This window comes from Desulfobaculum bizertense DSM 18034 (genome assembly GCF_900167065.1).
GTDB lineage: Bacteria > Desulfobacterota > Desulfovibrionia > Desulfovibrionales > Desulfovibrionaceae > Desulfobaculum > Desulfobaculum bizertense.
This window is the reverse complement of the sequence record NZ_FUYA01000007.1, coordinates 1-19,555: the sequence shown is the minus strand read 5'-3', so window position 1 is coordinate 19,555 and position 19,555 is coordinate 1. Positions and strand designations below refer to the sequence as shown.

The 19,555-nt window shown below is 53.4% G+C and carries 16 protein-coding genes and 2 tRNA genes; 4 read left to right on the top strand and 14 right to left on the bottom strand.

Annotated elements, in window-relative coordinates; translation table 11 throughout:
• Nucleotides 1-439: 439 nt before the first annotated feature.
• On the bottom strand, nucleotides 440-2,389 hold the full coding sequence (gene metG, locus B5D23_RS10545) for a methionine--tRNA ligase (RefSeq protein WP_078685413.1): 1,950 nt from the start codon (nucleotides 2,387-2,389) through the stop codon (nucleotides 440-442).
• A gap of 25 nt (nucleotides 2,390-2,414) precedes the next feature.
• The gene (gene ricT, locus B5D23_RS10540) at nucleotides 2,415-3,599 is read right to left on the bottom strand and encodes a PSP1 domain-containing protein (RefSeq protein WP_078685412.1); all 1,185 of its coding nucleotides are present in this window, start codon (nucleotides 3,597-3,599) and stop codon (nucleotides 2,415-2,417) included.
• 271 nt (nucleotides 3,600-3,870) lie between these two features.
• Here ricT and B5D23_RS10535 point away from each other — a divergent pair, with 271 nt between their 5' ends.
• Nucleotides 3,871-4,584, top strand: a complete 714-nt coding sequence (locus tag B5D23_RS10535; protein ID WP_078685411.1) for an N-acyl homoserine lactonase family protein — start codon at nucleotides 3,871-3,873, stop codon at nucleotides 4,582-4,584.
• 77 nt (nucleotides 4,585-4,661) lie between these two features.
• Here B5D23_RS10535 and B5D23_RS10530 read toward each other — a convergent pair whose 3' ends face one another.
• From B5D23_RS10530 to lysS, 9 genes are all read right to left on the bottom strand, one after another.
• Nucleotides 4,662-5,489, bottom strand: a complete 828-nt coding sequence (locus B5D23_RS10530) for an LpxI family protein (protein WP_078685410.1) — start codon at nucleotides 5,487-5,489, stop codon at nucleotides 4,662-4,664.
• Between the two features lie 7 nt (nucleotides 5,490-5,496).
• A complete protein-coding gene (lpxA, locus tag B5D23_RS10525) occupies nucleotides 5,497-6,306 on the bottom strand; it encodes an acyl-ACP--UDP-N-acetylglucosamine O-acyltransferase (RefSeq protein ID WP_078685409.1) in 810 nt (269 codons plus the stop codon).
• 1 nt (nucleotide 6,307) lies between these two features.
• On the bottom strand, nucleotides 6,308-6,769 hold the full coding sequence (gene fabZ / locus B5D23_RS10520; protein WP_078685408.1) for a 3-hydroxyacyl-ACP dehydratase FabZ: 462 nt from the start codon (nucleotides 6,767-6,769) through the stop codon (nucleotides 6,308-6,310).
• The gene (gene lpxD / locus B5D23_RS10515; RefSeq protein ID WP_078685407.1) at nucleotides 6,762-7,808 is read right to left on the bottom strand and encodes a UDP-3-O-(3-hydroxymyristoyl)glucosamine N-acyltransferase; all 1,047 of its coding nucleotides are present in this window, start codon (nucleotides 7,806-7,808) and stop codon (nucleotides 6,762-6,764) included. Before lpxD ends, fabZ begins: the two co-directional genes overlap by 8 nt.
• A 13-nt stretch (nucleotides 7,809-7,821) precedes the next feature.
• Entirely contained in the window at nucleotides 7,822-8,340 is a 519-nt protein-coding gene (locus tag B5D23_RS10510; protein ID WP_078685406.1) for an OmpH/Skp family outer membrane protein, read from the bottom strand.
• Between the two features lie 105 nt (nucleotides 8,341-8,445).
• On the bottom strand, nucleotides 8,446-11,136 hold the full coding sequence (gene bamA, locus B5D23_RS10505; protein WP_078685405.1) for an outer membrane protein assembly factor BamA: 2,691 nt from the start codon (nucleotides 11,134-11,136) through the stop codon (nucleotides 8,446-8,448).
• Nucleotides 11,120-11,809 (bottom strand): ABC transporter ATP-binding protein, encoded by a 690-nt coding sequence (locus B5D23_RS10500; RefSeq protein WP_078685404.1) that lies wholly within the window; start codon nucleotides 11,807-11,809, stop codon nucleotides 11,120-11,122. Before B5D23_RS10500 ends, bamA begins: the two co-directional genes overlap by 17 nt.
• Nucleotides 11,802-13,031 (bottom strand): lipoprotein-releasing ABC transporter permease subunit, encoded by a 1,230-nt coding sequence (locus tag B5D23_RS10495; RefSeq protein WP_078685403.1) that lies wholly within the window; start codon nucleotides 13,029-13,031, stop codon nucleotides 11,802-11,804. The genes B5D23_RS10500 and B5D23_RS10495 overlap by 8 nt, the downstream gene beginning before the upstream one ends.
• On the bottom strand, nucleotides 13,028-14,545 hold the full coding sequence (lysS, locus tag B5D23_RS10490; protein WP_078685578.1) for a lysine--tRNA ligase: 1,518 nt from the start codon (nucleotides 14,543-14,545) through the stop codon (nucleotides 13,028-13,030). The genes B5D23_RS10495 and lysS overlap by 4 nt, the downstream gene beginning before the upstream one ends.
• A 282-nt stretch (nucleotides 14,546-14,827) precedes the next feature.
• Here lysS and B5D23_RS10485 point away from each other — a divergent pair.
• Nucleotides 14,828-14,903: transfer RNA gene (locus B5D23_RS10485), tRNA-Asn, on the top strand.
• Here B5D23_RS10485 and B5D23_RS10480 read toward each other — a convergent pair.
• A complete protein-coding gene (locus B5D23_RS10480; RefSeq protein WP_078685402.1) occupies nucleotides 14,882-15,211 on the bottom strand; it encodes a hypothetical protein in 330 nt (109 codons plus the stop codon). The genes B5D23_RS10485 and B5D23_RS10480 overlap by 22 nt on opposite strands.
• A gap of 14 nt (nucleotides 15,212-15,225) precedes the next feature.
• Here B5D23_RS10480 and B5D23_RS10475 point away from each other — a divergent pair.
• Nucleotides 15,226-15,301 (top strand) — tRNA-Asn (locus B5D23_RS10475).
• Nucleotides 15,302-15,406: 105 nt separating this feature from the next.
• A complete protein-coding gene (locus B5D23_RS10470) occupies nucleotides 15,407-16,156 on the top strand; it encodes a UPF0280 family protein (RefSeq protein ID WP_078685577.1) in 750 nt (249 codons plus the stop codon).
• A gap of 122 nt (nucleotides 16,157-16,278) precedes the next feature.
• Here B5D23_RS10470 and glpB read toward each other — a convergent pair whose 3' ends face one another.
• Nucleotides 16,279-17,577, bottom strand: coding sequence for a glycerol-3-phosphate dehydrogenase subunit GlpB (gene glpB / locus B5D23_RS10465; protein WP_078685401.1), 1,299 nt, complete (start codon nucleotides 17,575-17,577; stop codon nucleotides 16,279-16,281).
• Nucleotides 17,567-19,150, bottom strand: coding sequence for an anaerobic glycerol-3-phosphate dehydrogenase subunit GlpA (gene glpA, locus B5D23_RS10460; RefSeq protein WP_078685400.1), 1,584 nt, complete (start codon nucleotides 19,148-19,150; stop codon nucleotides 17,567-17,569). Before glpA ends, glpB begins: the two co-directional genes overlap by 11 nt.
• Nucleotides 19,151-19,555 lie beyond the last annotated feature (405 nt).

The window sequence follows — 19,555 nt, the reverse complement described above, 5'->3', positions numbered from 1 at the left end:
GAGGAGCATGCTCCGAGAGTCCAGCGAAAAGGCTCTGCCAGCCCCTGACGGGAATGCAGTCGTCCATCTTTCACGCTCTGCCCGGGAATGCAAGCTCCACACTGCCCACAGTCTTCCATTCTATGTTTCTTCTCCAGCCATGTTCCCACGGTATGCACAGCAGTCCTCTCAATGAGGCAATGCGTCCTCTTCGCGGGCTGAACCTCTTTTGAAATATGCCAGTAACTGGCACAGAGGTCGACAAAAAGAAACGCCGTAACGTCTGGACACTGCCCAGACAATACGGCGCTCAAAAAAAGCGGCCTGAACTCAGGCCGCAGAAAAGCTGTGCTCCCACAGGCGCTTACCTCGGAAGCACAGCTTCTTGTGCTTTTCTGTTCGCCGTCAAATGTCGTCCTACGAAACCGCCGGACGACGGTTCCGGCAAAAACGAATAGAATTAGGAAACTTTGCTGCCACCCTTTACAGGGCCAGACGCAGTCAACAGTTCCATACCGCCATCCTTCCGGACGGCGAGAATCATCCCCTGCGACGTGTAGCCGCGGAGTTTGCGGGGGGCAAGGTTTGCCACCACCACAACCTGACGACCCATAAGCTCATCAGGAGTAAAGAACTCTGCAAGACCAGCCACAACCTGACGCGGCTCTTCTTCGCCAAGATCAACCTTGACCAAAAGCAGACGGTCAGCATCGGGATGCCGCTCGCAGGAAACAACGGTACCAACGCGCATATCCACTTTCTGGAAATCAGCGAACTCAATGGTTCCGGGTTCTGCGGGCTGAGCCTTTGCAGCCTTCTTGGTTTCTTTCTTCTTTTCCTTCTTGGGAGCAGCTTTCGGCTCTTCCTTTTTCTTTTCCACACGCGGGAAAAGATTGGATGCCTTGGCAAGCTGCAGGCCCGGCTCAAGCCGACCAAAGGAATCTGCTTCGTCCGTCAGGTTAACACTTTCGGGAGCAAATTCACCCTGCCCCAGCTGGAGCAACATCTTTTCGGCAGTATCCGGCATAACCGGCCACACGTGCAGGGCAACCTTACGCATGAGCATAAGCATCACGTACATAACGTTACCAAGACGTTCGGTGTCTTCTGCCTTAGCCAGCGCCCAGGGCTGGGTGCTGTCCACGTATTTGTTCAGGCCACGCACCAGCTCCCACAGACCTTCGAGGGCTTCGCCAAACTCAAACTTGCCGAAATGCTCCTGGAACGTTGTGAAGGAACGGGTTGCGAGACTCAGAATCTCGAGATCTTCTGCCTGATGCTTGCGGGACGGGTCCGGCACAACGCCACCGAAGTATTTCTGCGTCATGGACAGCACGCGGGAGAACAGGTTGCCAAGGTCATTGGCAAGGTCTGCGTTCAGGCGGCCAACCAGTGCGTCTTCGGAAAAAGAAGCGTCACGACCAAAGCGCATTTCGCGCATCAGGAAATACCGGAAGGGGTCCACGCCGTAGGTATCGACCATAGACAGTGGGTCCACAACGTTACCAATGGACTTGGACATCTTGGTGTCCTTGACCAGCCAGTAGCCGTGCACATTCAGGTGCTCATACGGTTCCAGACCAGCAGCCTTGAGCATGGTGGGCCAGAAAATCGCATGAGGTTTCAGAATGTCTTTGGCAACCAGATGGTTGGCGTGAGGCCAGAATTTGCCGAACTTCTCACCCTCTGGAGCGTCAATCGCCGTCAGGTAGTTCAGCAGGGCATCAAACCATACATAGGTGACGTAATCCGTATCAAAAGGCAGCTCAATGCCCCAGGACAGGCGCGTCTTGGGACGAGAGATACACAGGTCATCCAGCACGCCCATATCCAGCATGGACAGCACTTCGTTGCGGTAACGCTCTGGACGGATGAAATCCGGGTGATCCAGAATGTACTGCTTCAGCCAGTCCTGATACTTGGACATGCGGAAAAAGTAGTTGGTTTCCTTGATGACAGTCGGTGCCTTGTCATGATCTGGGCACTTGCCGTCAACGAGATCCTTTTCTGTCAGGAACTGCTCGCAGCCATAACAGTACAGGCCTTCGTATTCACTCTTGTAAATGTCACCGTTGTCATACACCTGCTGCAAGACTCGCTGCACGGTTTTAATGTGGCGATCCTGGGTGGTACGAATAAAGTCTGAATTGGAAATATTCAGCTTTGGCCAGAGCTTCTGGAAAATTCCACTGATCTGGTCAACGAATTCCTTGGGGGTCTGGCCTGCGGCCTCAGCAGCCTGAGCAATTTTATCGCCGTGCTCGTCAGTTCCGGTCAGGAAGTACGTTTCATCACCCATTACCCGGTGAAAACGCGCGACGCTGTCTGCCACAATTGTGGAATATGCGTGCCCCAGATGGGGCTTTGCGTTGACGTAGTAAATGGGAGTTGTGATGTAAAACTGGCTCAACTTGGATTCCTCCTCAATCACTCAGCTACTCGGCCTTTGGTCCCTTTGGCTTGGGACGGCGGCGAGCCTTTTTTCGGGGTTTAAATTTCTTCTGGGCATCAGGGCGCGCTTCTCCCTGCTGCTCTCCGCCGCGCGAAGAGCCTCCCCGGCCTCGTCCCCCACTGCGACGTTTTTTACTGGGACGAGTTTTTTGGGGAGCATCAGTGCCCTGCACGTCTGCCTGTCGCTTTTCAGGAGCAGGCTGTTCGTGCTCTGGCTCAGAGCTTTCGGGCTTTTCAGCCTTGGCTTCCGGAGCCTTTGGTGCCCGTTTTGGAGCGGGTCGATGCTGGGGACCACGCCCGCGATGCGACCGCATCTGGGCCTGAGCTTCCTGCAACCGACGCTGCAACTCCAGCGGATCAATGCGCCGGGGGTTCAGGGCTTCCCACTCCTCCAGCGTCAATTCCCGCTCTTCGCCAAACTCCGAGAGAACAGCAATGCTGCCTCGGAAGAAATTGGCCCGGAGCACTTTCAAAATTCCATCATCCGTGTCCATTCGTTTTCCAATCTTTGGGCACTTCCGATAAAATTCTTCATAATTCTTTTCTTCAAAACTCAGGCAACACAAAAGACGACCACAAATCCCCGAAATCTTCGTTGGATTCAGGAACAGGTTCTGTTCCTTGGCCATCTTAATGGTGACTGGAGCAAATTTTCGCATAAAGCGGCGGCAGCAGGCGACCTGCCCGCAGTTGCCAACAGCGCCGATCATCTGGGTCTCGTGTCGGACACCAATCTGACGCAGCTCAATCCGCGTTTTGTAGGCCCGGACAAGGTCCTTGACCAGTTCCCGGAAATCAACCCGCCCGGGTGCGGTGAAATAAAATATAATCTTGCCCCTGTCGAAGAAAACTTCGACATCGACAAGTTTCATTTCCAGCTTGCGTTCCCGGACCCGTTCCTTGCAGAACTTCAATGCCTGGCGGGAAAGCTTGGAATTCTCTTCAGCTGTTTTCAGATCGTGTTCAGTTGCAACCCGAAAAATAGGTTTCAGTTCTTCTTCAGCAAATTCCTCAGGCAGGGTGTCAGGCACAACAACAACAGACCCAAGGCCCATGCCCTGGTCTGTTTTCACGATGACGTAATCATTGACGTTCACGACAAACGCGCCAGATTCAAAGTAATACACCTGGCTGTAGTCGCTAAATTTCAATCCGAGTATGTGGCCCATATAGCCTTCCTGTGTGAGTTGATGAACCGCGCAACGTGCCTCTATAAAACAGTTCCACGCGAACTTCAAATGCTCTGTTCTGGTGCCGAATTTTCAAAAGCACTGCGCAAACTCTTGACGTGCGTCCGGGCTGTCATATTCTTTTATGCAGCAAACTTGAGGGAGTTCACCGGGCATGTCGACGCACCCAGCGTCTGTTCGCAGCCTGCGCAGCCCGTGTTCCAGAAAGACCAGAACTCCCCATCACCACAAAGAAAACGGGGTTTAGGCTATGCACTATTCCGTCATCCCACTTCTTACCGGTGTCCGCAACCCCGATCAGGGGATCATGACCTATCAGCAAGGCTATGGGAAGCCGATCTGGTTGCCCATCTACGCTTTTCTCGTGCAGGGAAACGGCCAGAACATCCTTATTGATACGGGTCTCAACGAAGACGAAGTCTTTGTGCCACAAAAATTTACAGAAGAAACAGGTCTGACCGCACAGCCCATCAGTGACTGTCTCGAAGACTATGGCCTTGCCACACACGACATCTCTGTGGTGATTAACACGCACCTGCACGATGACCACTGCGGCAACAACGAACTGTTTACCAAGGCCACGCATTACGTGCAGAAAAAAGAGCTGGAATTCTGCAAAAATCCCCACCCTCTCGACCACCGCTACGACACATTTTTCATCGAAAAAATCGACTTTACGACCATTGAGGGAACCGTAGAAATTCTTCCCGGAATTATCGGTGAACTCACACCGGGACACACTCCCGGCATGCAAACCATGACTATAAGCACGGCATCCGGTCCTGTCATCCTTCCCGGATTCTGTTCCAACGAAAAGAACTTCCCCAAAAACGGCCACGTGGTGTGCCCCGGCGTGCACTATGACGCCTTTCTTGCCTACGACAACGCCCAAAAAATCGGCGCCAAGCAAGGCACCATCCTTCCGCTCCACGCCCTGAGCATTGCCGGAAAGACCTACGCCTAGAATTTTTCTCCGCAAAAAAGCCGGGACATGGACAAACTCCATATCCCGGCTCACTTTTTTCTTCTCACTCCACAGGGCTATTCCTGCTCCATCTCCTCGGCGGTCAGGCCAACAATATGGATACCGTGCTTATCCGCCAGAGCAATCGCCTCCTCAGCATCAAAAAACAGACTGTTTCCAGCCTCAATGCCAAGGCAGCTCGCCCCGGTTTCAATCATGGTCTGCACAGTCTGGAGTCCGGCCGCAGGCAAATCCATTCGGTTGTCCTGCCCCGGCTTATAGACTTTGACCAAAACACAGCCCGGACCTGCCAGCTCACCTGAACGGCGAAGCGTGGCGTCGGTTCCTTCTGGACCTTCCACGGCAACGACCATTCCGTTTTTCACCACCAGAGACTGTCCAATATCCATTGAGCCAATGGCCTTGGCTTTTGGCCAGCCATAGCGCAAGTCTGCCCATTCCTGAGCATTGGGTTTGCCTCGGGTAATGACTCCGGCAGGAGTTCCAATATCTGGGACAATGGTCAGCGCAGAAGCAACCTGCAAGCCTTCGGACTCAAGCTCTTTGGCCACAGTGGTCAAAATCGCATCATCGCCCTTTGAACGCAGCTTAAAAAGCAGCTTCATAGCCCGCAGGTCTGGCTTAAAGTGCAGTGCCCGGGGCTTGTTAATCGCTCCGGCAAGAACAATTCGGCTCACGCCGTGGCGCTTGAAAAAACGAATCAGCTTATTGAGCTGGCCAATGTGCAGTTCAATAAAATCGTCCGTCTCTTTGGCAAGCTCCATGTCTGTGTGGTCAGAAAAGCCCACAGCCACGACCTTGAGGCCGCGACGGTGTGCACCCTGAGCAACCAGAAACGGAAACTGCCCGCCGCCAGCGATGATGCCAATGGTCTCAATCTGCATGCTCAGCCTAGTCCACGTGCTTGGAGTTCTTGGAAACGTCGTTGAGGCAACCACGTTCGCTATTCGAGATAAAGTCGAGGAAGTATTCCACTTCCTTAATCTTGTTCTCTTCGCCCTTCATGACTTCCAGCGCCTCACTCCGGGTATAGCCAGAGCGGAAAATCGTCATGTACGCATGCTTGATGGCCCGAATGGTCTCACTGGTCATGCCGGAGCGGCGAAGACCAATGCTGTTAAGACCACGCAGAGAGCCACGGGTACCAGCAGCCATACAGAATGGCGGGACATCATTCGGCACACCGGTCATACCTGCGATAAAGGCATAATCGCCAATACGGCAAAACTGGTGCACGCCACACATGCCGCCAACAACAGCATGCACGCCAAGATCCACATGACCAGCCAGCATAACGCAGTTGGTCAGAATGACATTGTCAGAGAGGTGGCAGTCGTGCGCAACATGGGCATACGCCATAATCATGCACTCAGAACCAATATTGGTTTCGCCACGCCCCTCAGGGGTACCACGGTGGATGGTGGTAAATTCACGAATAATATTGCGATCGCCAAGCACCAGAGTGGTCTTTTCGCCACCGAACTTGATATCCTGCGGATCGCCACCAATCAGGGCATGAGAGTGAATGTGGTTCTCGGCGCCCATTGTGGTGTACTGCTTGATCTGGGCAAAAGCATCAATGGTGGTGCCATCACCGATCACAGTATCCGCCTCAATAATGGCGTAAGGACCAACAGTAACATTCTTGCCAAGCTGTGCGGAAGGATCAACAACCGCAGAAGGATGAATCTGTGTCGACATGCTAGATATCCTTCTTGTTGACCAAAGCAGCAGTCATTTCAGCTTCACAGGCCAGCTCGCCATCGACCAGCGCCTGTGCTTTCATTTTCAGGATGGTGCGACGCACGCGAACATCGCCAACCACGAGGTCCAGACGATCACCGGGACGAACCGGACGGCGGAAACGCACCTTGTCCAGACCAGCAAACATAAACAGGCTATCGCTGTCAGTCTTCTGGGAATAGTGGAACAGCACGCCACCAGCCTGAGCCATTGCTTCACAGATCAGCACACCAGGCATCACAGGAAAATCAGGGAAATGTCCCTGAAAAAATGGCTCATTAAAGGTCAGGTTCTTGTACGCAACAATCTTCTCATTGGGCACAATCTCGGTCACACGGTCCACCAGCAGGAATGGGTACCTGTGGGGCAACAGCTTCATGATATCCTGAATATCAAGAGACTTGATTTCTTCCTTACTCATTATTTTCTCCCTGACCGCCAGACTCAAGTGCGGCCAGTTGCTTCTCAAGCTTGCGAACGCGCTTAAACAGGTCTGGCATCTTGGGAGCCAGAGTCAGTGAGCGCATGTAAATACCGTAATCAACAGCCGGGTGACCACCCATCTTCTTGCCCGCAGGAATATCGCGAGCAACGCCACACTTGGGACCAACAATGACGTTGTCACCAATAGTGATGTGGTCTGCGATACCAGCCTTGCCAGCCATAATGACGTTCTTGCCAACCGTGGTGCTGCCCGCAATGCCCACCTGCGACACAATGGTGCTGTGCTCGCCGATGGTGCAGTTATGAGCAATCTGCACCTGATTATCAATCTTGGTGCCAGTGCGAACCAAAGTCCGGTCAATCATGGCCCGGTCAATGGTGGTGTTTGCGCCGATCTCGACATCATCTTCGAGGACAACGCGGCCAACCTGAGGAATCTTGACTCGGCCCTCGTCAGTGGGGATGTAGCCAAATCCGTCAGCGCCAAGCACTGCGCCGGGATGAATCATCACCCGGTCGCCAAGCGTGGTGCCAGCCATCAGGGTACAACGGGGATACAGGGTGCAATCGTCACCGATGACACAACCTTCTCCCACGTAGGCACCCGGAAAAATTTTTGTTCGTGCACCAATTTTTGCGCCATCAGCAATAAACGCAAAGGGATACACGTCAACACCTTCACCAAGTTCTACCGAAGGATGGACATAGGCCTGATCGCTCACGCCCTGCCCTTCAAGGCAGCCCTGCTTCGGGTTGAACATCATCAGGATGCGGGCAAAGTCCATGTAGGGACTTGCACTCACAAGCGCACGCTCTACATCGCCAGCATGAGCTTCAGAAACAACAACAGCGGCGGCCTGTGTTGCTTCCAGCAGATGAGCGTACTTCGGGTCCGCCAGAAAAGTAATGTCGTCAGGCCCAGCAGATTCAAGGGTCCCGACCCCAGAGATGAGGCAATCCTCACCTCTCAGGGTCAGGCCCATATTTTCTGCAAGCTCAGAAAGTCTGATCTGCATGTCTTTTTCTCTTCTACTTCTTGCGGGAAGCCTTGTTCACTTCAACAATGATGGTGTTGGTCACGTCGACGCCTTTGTCGATGTACATGACACCAGCAGCCTGACCGTCAAGAATCATGGAGTAGCCGTGGGACTTTCCGTACTTCTGAATGGTCTGCATGATGAGCTTTACAACAGGCTCAGACAGGCGCTGCTCTTCCACACGGGCCTTGCGCTGGTAGTTGCCAAGGGTGTCCTGAAAATCACGCACTTTACGCTTGAATTCCATTTCCTTGTCCATCTTGGCTTCCTGAGAAAGCACGAGGCTCTGCTTCTGCATTTCTTTCTGCATCTTGTCGAGAGCGGCTTTCTTCTTGTCGATGTCAGCCTTAACGCCCTTGAACTTGCTCTGAAGGCTCTTGAGAGCTTTCTGACCGGGTTCACAAGTTTTGATGATCTTCGGCATGTTCACGATACCGATCTTGCCCTGAGCTGCATATGCAGCAGGAGCCATCAGAAGCACCATCATCACTGTCAGCAAAATTTTACGCATGTCTCACTCCTTGTGGGAGAAATGTTTTGTGCAAAAAAAGACCAAAAAGCCGCCCCGCGTTTCCTTATATCACAGGCAGCGCGGGGCGGATATGCACGATTTTGTCTAGAAGAACTGGCCCATTGAGAACTCCAGCTTGCCCTTGCCGCCCTGATCCGGGACCTCGTCAAGTGCATAGCCGTACTCGAGACGCAGGGGACCAAAAGCCGAGTACCAGCGGATACCGCCACCAATACTCTTCTTCCAGTCAAGATCCATGGACTCGTCATCGTCCCAGACCTCACCAGCGTCAAAGAACACAACGCCCTTCAAACCAAGCTCTTCCATGAGCGGGAAGATGTATTCCACGTTCACGAAAGCCATTTTGTCACCACCGATGCGGTCGCCTGTTGCCGGGTCAACCGGGGAAATGCGGCGGGACTTGTAACCACGGACCGAGTTGATGCCACCCAGATAGAAGCGCTCAAAGACCGGAATCTCATCGCTGCCGTTCTCAAAGGCGTAACCAGCACGACCGTGAATATGGAAGGTTGTTCCCCACCACAGCGGATAATACTGACTGTGGTCGGCCACAACTTTAATAAACTCGTCATCACCCAGCAGCACGCCACCAGCGTATTCAACAGAAAGGCTGGAGGTAGAGCCACGAGAGGGGTCAAAACGCTTGTCTGTGGTGCGGCGTTTCAGACCAACGGTTGTGGAGCTGAGCCAGTGCTTGCCCTCAACCTCTTTGATCTGGGTTGCAGCGTCGTCAGACACGTCGGACACTTCATAATGCTCAAGGCGATAGTTCCACACAAAGGTGGTGTACTCGCCCAGAGGATAGCCAACACGAACCCGGCCACCAGTGGTGTCACGATCATAGTCGTCCCAGTCCACGCGGGTCAGGTACAGGTCACCACCAGCAGACCACGGAGAATCGTAGACATGCGGGTTGGTGAAGCTGATCTTGTACTGCGAATCAGAGCCGCCGATGGTTCCGGTAAAGCCAGTGTAATAGCCCTTACCAAAGAGATTTCGCTCTTCAATGGAACCCGTCAGGAAGCCACCGTCTGCACTGGAGTAACCAACGCCAGCAGAGAGACGGCCCGTGTTCTTTTCCTTGACCTTGACCTTCAGGTCCATAAGACCCGGCTCACCGCTAGGTACAGGCTGAATGTCCGCATTGTCAAAGTAGTCCAGATAGCCAAGGCGCTGACCGGAACGGCGCAGGCGATAGCCACTGTAGAGATCACCGTCAGCCAGTCGCAGTTCACGACGGATAACGTTGTCTCGGGTCTTGGAGTTGCCTTCAATGCTGACGTGGCGGATGTAAATCTTTTCACGCTTCTTCATGTGGAAGGCAACGCCAACCAGCCCTTTCTCCTTGTCAGGATTCAGGCTGTAATCAGCTTCGGCGTAGGCGTATCCATAATTGGAATAGTACTCGGTCAGGCGCTGTGAATCTTTGTGAAGCACAGAGCGGTTAAAGTACTCGCCTTCGGCAGAATCATCATCAAGTTTGGTGATCTTCTTGAGCTTGTCAACAGAATCAAGAATGTCGCCATCATAGGTGACTTCGCCGACCTTGTAGCGGGTGCCCTCTTCCACCTTAAAGGTGATGTAAATGCCATCATCTTCAAAACGGACATCAGGCTGACCGACCTTGACGTCGATAAAGCCGTGGTTGCCGTAGTAGGCTTCAATTGCTGCAGAGTCACGGGTCAGCAGGTCCTCTTTCAGAACACCTGTGCCTGTAATCCATGAGAAGATACCACGCTCGTCAAGGGCCAGCTCGCTTTTCAGCTCGCTTTCGCTGATCTGCTCAGCACCCTCAATAGCGATTTTCTCAATGTACAGCTTGTTGCCTTCGTCAACCGTGATGTTCAGGCGGGCCTGTGGGCCAGTCTCATCAAGATTGTACGACACCTTGGCATTATAAAAGCCTTTCTTGCGATACTCTTCCTTGATCTTACCGAGATCGTCAGAAAGCATCTTGGGGTTCAGAACTGCGCCAATCTTGGTGGACATCAGCTCCTGCACGTCATCGGCATCGAGTTCCTCTGTGCCGAGAACGCTAATGGCCTGAATACGGGGACGCTCTTCAACGGTAAAGGTCAGGACAACGCCATCAGAGGACTCGTCCATGTCGACCCGAACGTCTTTGAAGTATCCAAGACCATAGACGCGCTTCACGTCTTCGTTCAGCGCCTTGGGGTCATAGATGTCTCCCTTGCGGGAGCGGAGGCGCATCAGCACCACATCTTTTTCCAAAAATTTGTTTCCCTCGACCCGAATGTCCGCAATGGCCTCGCGGCGCATCAGCTCAACCTTGATCTTGTCACCAAGCTCGTCGATGGCGCTGGAAAGATTGATAATGCCTTCCTTGACCACAAAAAGCGGACGGGGTGGTTTCAGACCAAAGGCCTCAACCAGCCGAACATCGAGACTCAGTGTCTCGCCGAGTTGGTTAAAGCTGCCATAGACTGCGTAGTTTGCTCCCGCCAGCAGCGAGAGGTCACGAGCCGTCTGAACATCCAGGTATTCGACATTGTTTCTGTCGATAAGCGAACGCATCTTGTCCGAGGAAATTGCCTCAAACCCGAGTGATTTCAGCCTGTCGTTCAAAAGCTGGGGCAGACTGTCTTTCAGATAGGAAAGGTCCTGATCGGCCCGTACATCAAAGGGAAGCACAAGAATCTTTTGTGTTCCGACAGCGCCAGCGTCCTGAGCGCATGCCCTCCCCACACCGATCACACACGTCAGCATCAACAGACATGCACAGGCAAGCACAGCCCGCTCAATCAGCTTGTTCATAAAGTTCTCCAGAGCGAAGTTCTAACCGTCTGTTCATTTTCCGAGCAAGCACGTCATTGTGCGTCACAACGACAACGGTCATTCCGAGGTCGCAGTTCAGTTCTATAAGCAAGTCACCAATGCGGTCTCCATTCTGCTCATCCAGACTTCCTGTCGGCTCATCAGCAAGCAGTACCTTTGGCTTCAAAAACAGCGCACGAGCAATAGCTGCCCGCTGCCGCTCGCCACCAGACAGGGTACTGACCCGCCGGTTATGCCCAGCTTCAAGCCCAACCTGTGCCAAAACCTCACGCGCATGTTCCAGCGCGTCGTGGCGTTTCATGCCAGAAATGATTCCCGGCATGGCAACATTTTCCAAAGCAGAAAATTCTGGCAACAGATGATGAAACTGAAAAACAAAACCCAGCTCACGATTACGGAATGCGGCCTTGCCAGCCTCATCCAGCTTCGTCAGGTTTTGCCCCTCAAAGAAAATCTCCCCAGCGCTCGGCGATTCGAGCGTCCCGAGCAGATGCAGAAGCGTCGACTTGCCAGACCCGGAAGAACCAACAATCGCTATGCTCTCGCCAGCCTGAATCGAAAGAGTCAGCTGCCGCAGCACAGAGACCTGCTCGCCGGGACCAACAAAGTCTTTATCAACTGCCCGCAATTCATACAACGGGAATTTATTCATAACGTAGCGCTTCTGCTGGCAGAAGCCGTGCGGCCTGCCGTGCGGGATAAAGTGTTGCCACAAAGCACAGCACCATAGCCGAAATGCCTATAAGCGTCATATCCACCCAGTCCAGAAGCACGGGCAAATGGTCCATTGAATAGATCCCCTTGGGAAGCTCAATGAACTGGTAACGCTGGAGCAAAAAGCACAGGCCAAGCCCAAGGGCATAGCCAAGGACCGTCCCCGCAAAACCAATAATCATACCCTGAAGCATGAAAATTCTGCGAATGCTTTTTCGCGTTGCTCCCATAGACATCAAAATGGCAATGTCCCGTGTCTTTTCCATCACCAGCATGACCAGCGTGGTCACGATAGAGAAGGAGCCAACAAGGACAATCATAATCAAAATAACTGACATGCCGACTTTTTCCAGCTTGAGTGCTGCAAAAAGATTAGCATTCATCTCCTGCCACGAACGCGTGTAGAACGGAAAACCACCAATGGCGGTATTCACTTCTTTTCCAATTTCCGAAGCCCGGTCAACATCGTCGACCCGAAGTTCAAAACCGCTAACGACATCATCTTCCAGATTCATCAGCGCGCGTGCCGCAGGCAGGCTTGTGTAGGCCAGCGAGGAATCATACTCAAACATGCCGGTTTTGAACACACCGACAACCCTGAATATTTTGACTGTCGGAACGAATCCGGCAGCAGTTCGCTTGCCCGCAGGAGAAAGCAGATTGACCAGAGCGCCCTTTCTGACGCCAAGACGTCCAGCAAGCTCAGAACCGAGAATAATACCGGGCGGGCCAGACTGGACGTTCAGATCAGACAGCTTTCCTTCAAAGATGTCACGGGACAGGCTGAGCACAGAGGAGGCCGTTGTCGGATCAATGCCCCGCAAGGCAACGCCCTTAACGCCGTGCCGGGTGCTCAGCATGGCTTCATAGTAAACAAAGGGCGTCACACCAGTGACGCCCTGAACTTCTGAAGCCTTTTCACTGATCGCTGCGGGGTTGTGGATTTTTGCATCCACGCTGGCAATCACGAGGTGTGCATTCACACCAAGGATTTTATCCCGCATATCAGTACTCATGCCATTCATCACCCCGAGGACGACAATCAAAGCAGCCACGCCAAGCGCGACTCCAAGGATGGAGATCACGGAGATGACTGAAATGAAGGCCTGACCACGACGGGCAATCAGGTATCTAAGGGCGACAAATGATTCAAAACTCATGAGCCGGCATTCACCTCGCGACGCAGAAGCGGGAAGAGGATGACTTCGCGAATGCTCGGAGAATCAGTGAGCAGCATTGCCAAACGGTCAATGCCAACACCCTGACCAGCTGCCGGAGGCATACCGTACTCAAGGGCACGCACGTAGTCGTCGTCCATGCAGTGAGCCTCTTCATCGCCTGCGTCCTTTTCCTTGACCTGCTCTTCAAAGCGGCCACGCTGGTCGACAGGGTCGTTCAGCTCGGAGAACGCATTCGCCAGCTCACAACCAGTCATGAACAGCTCATAGCGGTCCGTGACGGTCGGGTCTTCATCATTACGGCGGGACAGCGGAGAAATTTCCGTTGGGTAGCCATAAATGAAGTGAGGCTGGATGAGTTTTGGCTCAACAAAAATATCGAAAAGCTTTGCCTGAATTTTGCCCAGCTTTTCATCATCAATAACTTTTTCACCCTCTTTTTTCACGAGGGCAACAGCCTTGTCGTAATCCGTGTACACATCCTTGGGGATGCCACCGATTTCTTCGAGAGAGCTGTAGAAATCAACACGCTTCCAGGTGCCGGGAGTCAGATCGATGATCTGATCCTGATACGTCACCTTGGTGGTGCCGCAGGCTTCCATTGCGATGTGCGCAAAGAGCTGCTCCGTAAAGTCCATGAGATCATGAAAGTTGGCGTAGGCCCAGTAGAACTCGCACATGGTGAATTCAGGATTGTGCTGGGTATCGATGCCTTCATTACGGAAGTTACGGTTGATTTCGAAAACCTTTTCAAAACCGCCAACCAAAAGGCGCTTGAGGTACAGCTCAGGAGCGATACGCATAAAGAGCTGCATGTCGAGTGCATTGTGGTAGGTTTCAAAAGGCTTTGCAGTTGCACCACCGGGGATGGACTGCATCATGGGAGTTTCGACTTCCATGAAATCATGGTCGTGCATGAAGTCACGGAACGCACGAACAATCTTCGCACGGGTTTCGAAAATCTGCCGGGAGCGCTCGTTCACGATCAGGTCAACATAGCGCTGGCGGTAACGAGTCTCGACGTCTTTGAGGCCATGATATTTTTCTGGCAGAGGACGCATGGACTTGGTGATCAGCATCACAGACTTGGCCATAACAGTGAGTTCGCCAGTCTTGGTGCGGAACAGGCCGCCACGCACGCCAACGATATCGCCAACGTCGTACTTTTTAAAAATCTGGTAGTCGTCTGCACCCATCTCGTCACGGGCTGCGTAGACCTGCATGCGGCCAGACACATCCTGCAACTGGAAGAAGGTCACCTTACCAAAGGATCGGTGTGCGACGATTCGGCCAGCAATAGCAAACTGTTCTTCAACTTTTTCAAGGGCTTCAGTTTCGAGACCATCATATTTTTCAAGAATGGTTTCGATTTTTGTATCCCTGCGGAAAGTATTCGGGAAGAGTTTGACACCTGCGTCCAGAAGGGTGCAGGCCTTGCCGACTCGGTTTTTCAGAACTTCGTTGAGTTCACCACGATCCTGCATTGCGCGCAGCATCGGCTGGAAATAGTCAACGAAGGGGGACTTTACGGGAAGCTTTATTTGCTTTTGCTGAGGCTTATTGCCTGAGTTGCTCAAGATACATTCTCCAACTAGCCAAGACATTCATCGGGAAAGAACCTGTGAGGTTTATTCATAATGGAGCCTGTCGTCAAGAAACCATACCTCACCCCCTCAGTGCACTTTTAAACTTTTTTGCATTTTTTTGGAATTTTTTCTTGACGGAGGTTTCTGAAATCCCTAATAACTCCTCCACGACGTCAACACACGTCGAAACATTCCCCGGTAGCTCAATCGGCAGAGCGGGTGGCTGTTAACCACTAGGTTCGCGGTTCAAGTCCGTGCCGGGGAGCCAGAAATCAAAGCCTTCATCGAAAGATGAGGGCTTTTTTCATTTTCAGCGACAGTCACGCCCGCCCCCTCAGTTTTCCACCTACATATTTTTTCATACTTTTTTCTTCTCCCCTCCTCTCTTTTTTCTCCGCCTTCACAAGCTGATAAAAATGTGTTCTCATTCTTTTTCGTCATGGAGCCGACAAAAACTGAGGCAGTTTCCCCTTTTTTGGTCAAAAATACCTGCCATGACAACTTTTTTTCACTTTTTTTATTTTTTTGCTTGACCCGGAGAAGGAATCTCCTTAGACACTTTTCTCGACGGCACATGACGTCACAAACATTCCCCGGTAGCTCAATCGGCAGAGCGGGTGGCTGTTAACCACTAGGTTCGCGGTTCAAGTCCGTGCCGGGGAGCCAGAAATCAAAGCCTTCATCGAAAGATGAAGGCTTTTTTCGTTTGGAGCGTACACCCTCCCCGCCCTTCTCTTGACGAAAAGCCAGACCGAGCGGCATCATGACCGCATGAGCACCCATTCCCCACACAGCAGCGCACACCGCGCCTACCGCTCCGGCATTCAGGCCCGAACAGGAGAAGTCCAGTTCCAGACCGTTGTCGAAGAAACTGACCTCCTCATCCTTGCAGAACACAACATGTCCCAGCTCGCCCTTGAATGCGTCGATGAACTTCGCGGCCAGCTCAAGGCCTGGTTTACCCTGCATCCAGATTTCCTGCACAGCCTCGTCCCTGTGACGGTTCCTGAGCATGCTCCGGAAATCATTCAGCGCATGGCCCACGCAGGCACCATCTGCGGCGTTGGCCCAATGGCTGCTGTTGCCGGGACGGTCTCCCAAATGGTTGCAGAGCGTCTGCACGAGCACAGCGCAAACGTGCTCGTCGAAAACGGCGGCGATGTCTTCATGTACTCAAACCGCCCCCGCACCTGTGCCATTCTCTCAGACCCCACGCACGAGGCCCGCATTGGTCTCTCTCTTGGCGCAGAAGACTTTCCCGTCGCGCTCTGTGCCTCCTCTGCCAAGATTGGTCACTCCCTCAGCCTTGGGCACGGAGACCTCGTTGTCGTCCGTTCCAGGGACGCCAGCCTTGCCGATGCAGCCGCCACCGCCCTTTGCAACATGGTTCAGGAACGCAAGGACCTGCGCCACGTGACAGAGCAGGCTCAGGCCTGGGAGCAGAACGGCATCGAAGGCATTTTTGCCCAGTGCGGCCAGACACTCACCGCATGGGGAAAAATCGAACTCACAGCGCTCTAGCGACCTTTCTCTTTTCCAAAAAGAAAGCGGCGCTCCATCCGGAGCGCCGCACCCTTTTCGCCTTTGTTGATTGCGGGACACAGCCCGCACGAACCTTTGCGCCAGCACTCGCTGGCTCTCTTTTATTTGTCTGCCTTCAAATCAGCAGCCAGACTGTCTACAGCCTTAAATGCCGAAGCCAGAGCAAGACCGCATCCGCACTTTTCGCGCATCCAGTCCTGATGAGCCAGCACCGAGCCGCAGGCATACAGTCGTGCATAAGCAGCAGAACCCTCTGCACCAAGCGGACGGAACTGTTCGTCAGTTTCCAGACCACTTCGGTTCACAGGATGTCCTGCCGGATTCATAAAGTCTTTCTGGTGCCATGCGTCACGCTCTTCTGGCTGGGACACGGGCAAACCAAACACCGTCTCCTCAATGCCTTTTCGAGCAGCGAACAGGCCACCGCCAAGGAAACGGCCTGTACCAAGAATGACAGCCTTTGTACGCAGGGTATATTCCACTGCACCAAAGCCAACTTCCAGCACAAACTCTTTCTCAGCAGCATCATAGCGGGCAGAAAGCACATTCTTCTGACGGAAAGCAGTCACACCACGATCTTCGATGTGGCGGTCAAAAGCTTCCTTAATACGCAGGCCCGGAACGCTCGGCGGCAGAGACGGAATCTCAAACACCGGCACGCCAAGGCGCTCAGCGAGGTCAGCAAGAATCTCGCGGCAATGGTAGATGCCGACAATCGCGGGGATACCCACGCCAGCAGCATCAGCGAGGTGCGGACGGATGCGCTCTACGAGCGCCTCACGGTTGCCCTCAAATTCCAGAGCCTGAGCCATCTGCTGAGGATAAATTTCACCCTTTTCTTCGCAGCCCGGGAACTCAACAACAGCGGCTTTCAGGCCCGGCCAGAACTTGCCCTGAACCGAGGCAATCTGTTTGGGGCTGAATCCCTTGAGGCCACGGAACCCAACGAACAGGCATGGTGCTTTCTTCTTGCGAAGCACTGTTCCTGCCCACATGGTTTCGGGCACAGCGTAGGTGTGTTTCAATGTTCCCATTGCGGTCAGGACATCGCTATTGGCGTCCTTTTCATGGCAATAGTGGATGCCCAGCTCTTCAAAGAATCCAAGGAATTCTTTAAAGGAGTCACGCACATCGCTCTCTGTAAGCTTGGCGTACGGATGACCAGGAATATCTTTGGCAACTGCCTTCATGGCGTCAAAGGGATTACCCCAGACATGGGCGTCAGCAACCGGGTGCACGCCCATGATGTCCATGACACCACTGGTATACACGCTCTCGCCTGTAACGCCTGCCTGTGCAACCTTGAGACCACGGTCAGCAGCAAAAATAGAGGCGGCCATGCCAGCCATGCCAGCACCAATCACCATGACGTCAAAATGCCGTTCGCTTCTATCGGGCATTGTCGTCCTCCTCGCCTTTCACTGCTGCGGAATTGAGTTCAAGATCAAACAGGCCGCAATGGATTGCTTCCTGCAATTCAGCCTGATTCAGCTGGGGTCCCCACAGAATGGAGCGCTTGCCACGCCAGCGTTCCGCAACAAAATCACGGAGGCTATCGAGGTCTTCCGGACCATTAAACACGCCACGGTCGTACATATGGCCAGCAAGACGAAGGCCACAGGTTGCACCCTGGCAGCTGCCCTTACCCACACGGCTTCGGCGTGCAACAGCTTCCATACGCGGGGCGTCTTTGCCCGGAGCAAAGGAATCAATGATCTGGTCAACAGCAGAAGTCGGTACCATTTCGCACTCGCACAGGAGCTGATCGTCCCGCTCGTGACCCTTGAGCCAAATCTTGGGAGCAACTCCCGGCTCGGTCCAGCGGCACTCAGAAGCTTCTGGCAATGCTTCGGTTCTGGTCAGGCAGGGAGCGGAAACACCAAGGCGCTCGCAAACGAGATCAGAGGTGCGCTCTGCCATCAAACGATACGTCGTGAGCTTGCCACTCGTAATCGTAATGAAATTTTCAAGACCGTCTTCTTCATGGCCATCGAGCGTGAAGCCACGGCTGACTGTACGGTCGCTTGTTGCGCCTCGGCTCATAACCAGCGGACGAACACCAGCATATGCACGGACGTAACGCGTCGTTTCCAGAGAAGGAATCAGCGCCGCCATCTGATTGATATTGCGGTCAACTTCTTCAATAGAAGGACGAATATCATCAAGGTTCTCAAGGCGAACAGACGTTGTACCAAGGATGGAAACAGTTCCACCCGGGACAAGAATATCGCCGTCGCCCGGCTTACGCAGGCGGTTGATGACCCGGTTTGCCATGCGCGAATGCGTAATCAGCAGCGTGCCTTTGGAGAACAGCATATTCAGCTCTCCGCCAACCTTTGCCGCAATTTCGCCTGCCCATGCTCCAGCAGCATTGACAATGACGTCTGCCTCAATGGTCAGTTCACGGCCCGTGCGGGTTTCAACCAGCTTGGCAGCCGTGACACGTCCACCCTCTTTCTCAAAGCCAACAACTCGCGTCCGGCGCAGGAATCGCGCTCCCAGACTCACAGCGTGGGCCATGTTATCCAGAGCAAGGCGGAACGGATCAACAGAGGCGTCTTCCACTTCCCATGCTGCAAAAACACGGTCAGAAAGAACTGGCTCCATCTCACGCGCTTCCTTCGGGTCCAGCTGGCGGGCAGGCAGGCCTGCCTTCTCGCAGTAGGAACCAAAGTCCGCAGCGTACTGTTCGTCGTCACCCTCCACAGCAGCAAAAATACCGCCGGTCTTCTCAATGCAGTGCGGTGCAAGCCGTTTCAGGATCTCGCCCTCGCTACGGCACTCCGCCGCAGCCTCAGGATCAGTACATGCGTACCGCCCGCCTGAGTGCAGCAGCCCGTGGTTGCCTCCCGATGCCCCAGCATTGATGTCCAGAGCCTCGGCCAGCACACAGTCCACACCACGAAGAGCCAAGTCTCGCGCTATGCCTGTGCCAGTCACGCCGCCACCAATAATTAATACCTGTGTCTGCACACATCTCTCCTTTCCACTCCACCGCAGCTCTCACTACAGTAGATAACACCCCTACTCCCGCAGAGGCGCAGGTCCATTTCAATTTCAGTGAAGTACGAGCGGATATTGCGCGTCAATCAAGCCATGTCAACCTCTTTAATCAGATCTGAATCATAGCAAAACAGCAGGCTTTTGCGCTGGCTGGGCGGGGACTCTGTCCCCGCACCCCTGCAAGGGGCGCTGCCCCTTGACCCCGCCCAAGGACGAGGCCCTTGGGAATCCCGCTTTCGCCCGAAATAAAATGGGACCGAAATGTGATGAGAGCTACGCTCTCCTCTCCATTTCGGTCCCATTTTTTTCGGCCTAGTTAACTGAACGTGTGTTCTTTTTCTTTGCGCCTCAACCCTTTCTTTCTGAACGCTTGCG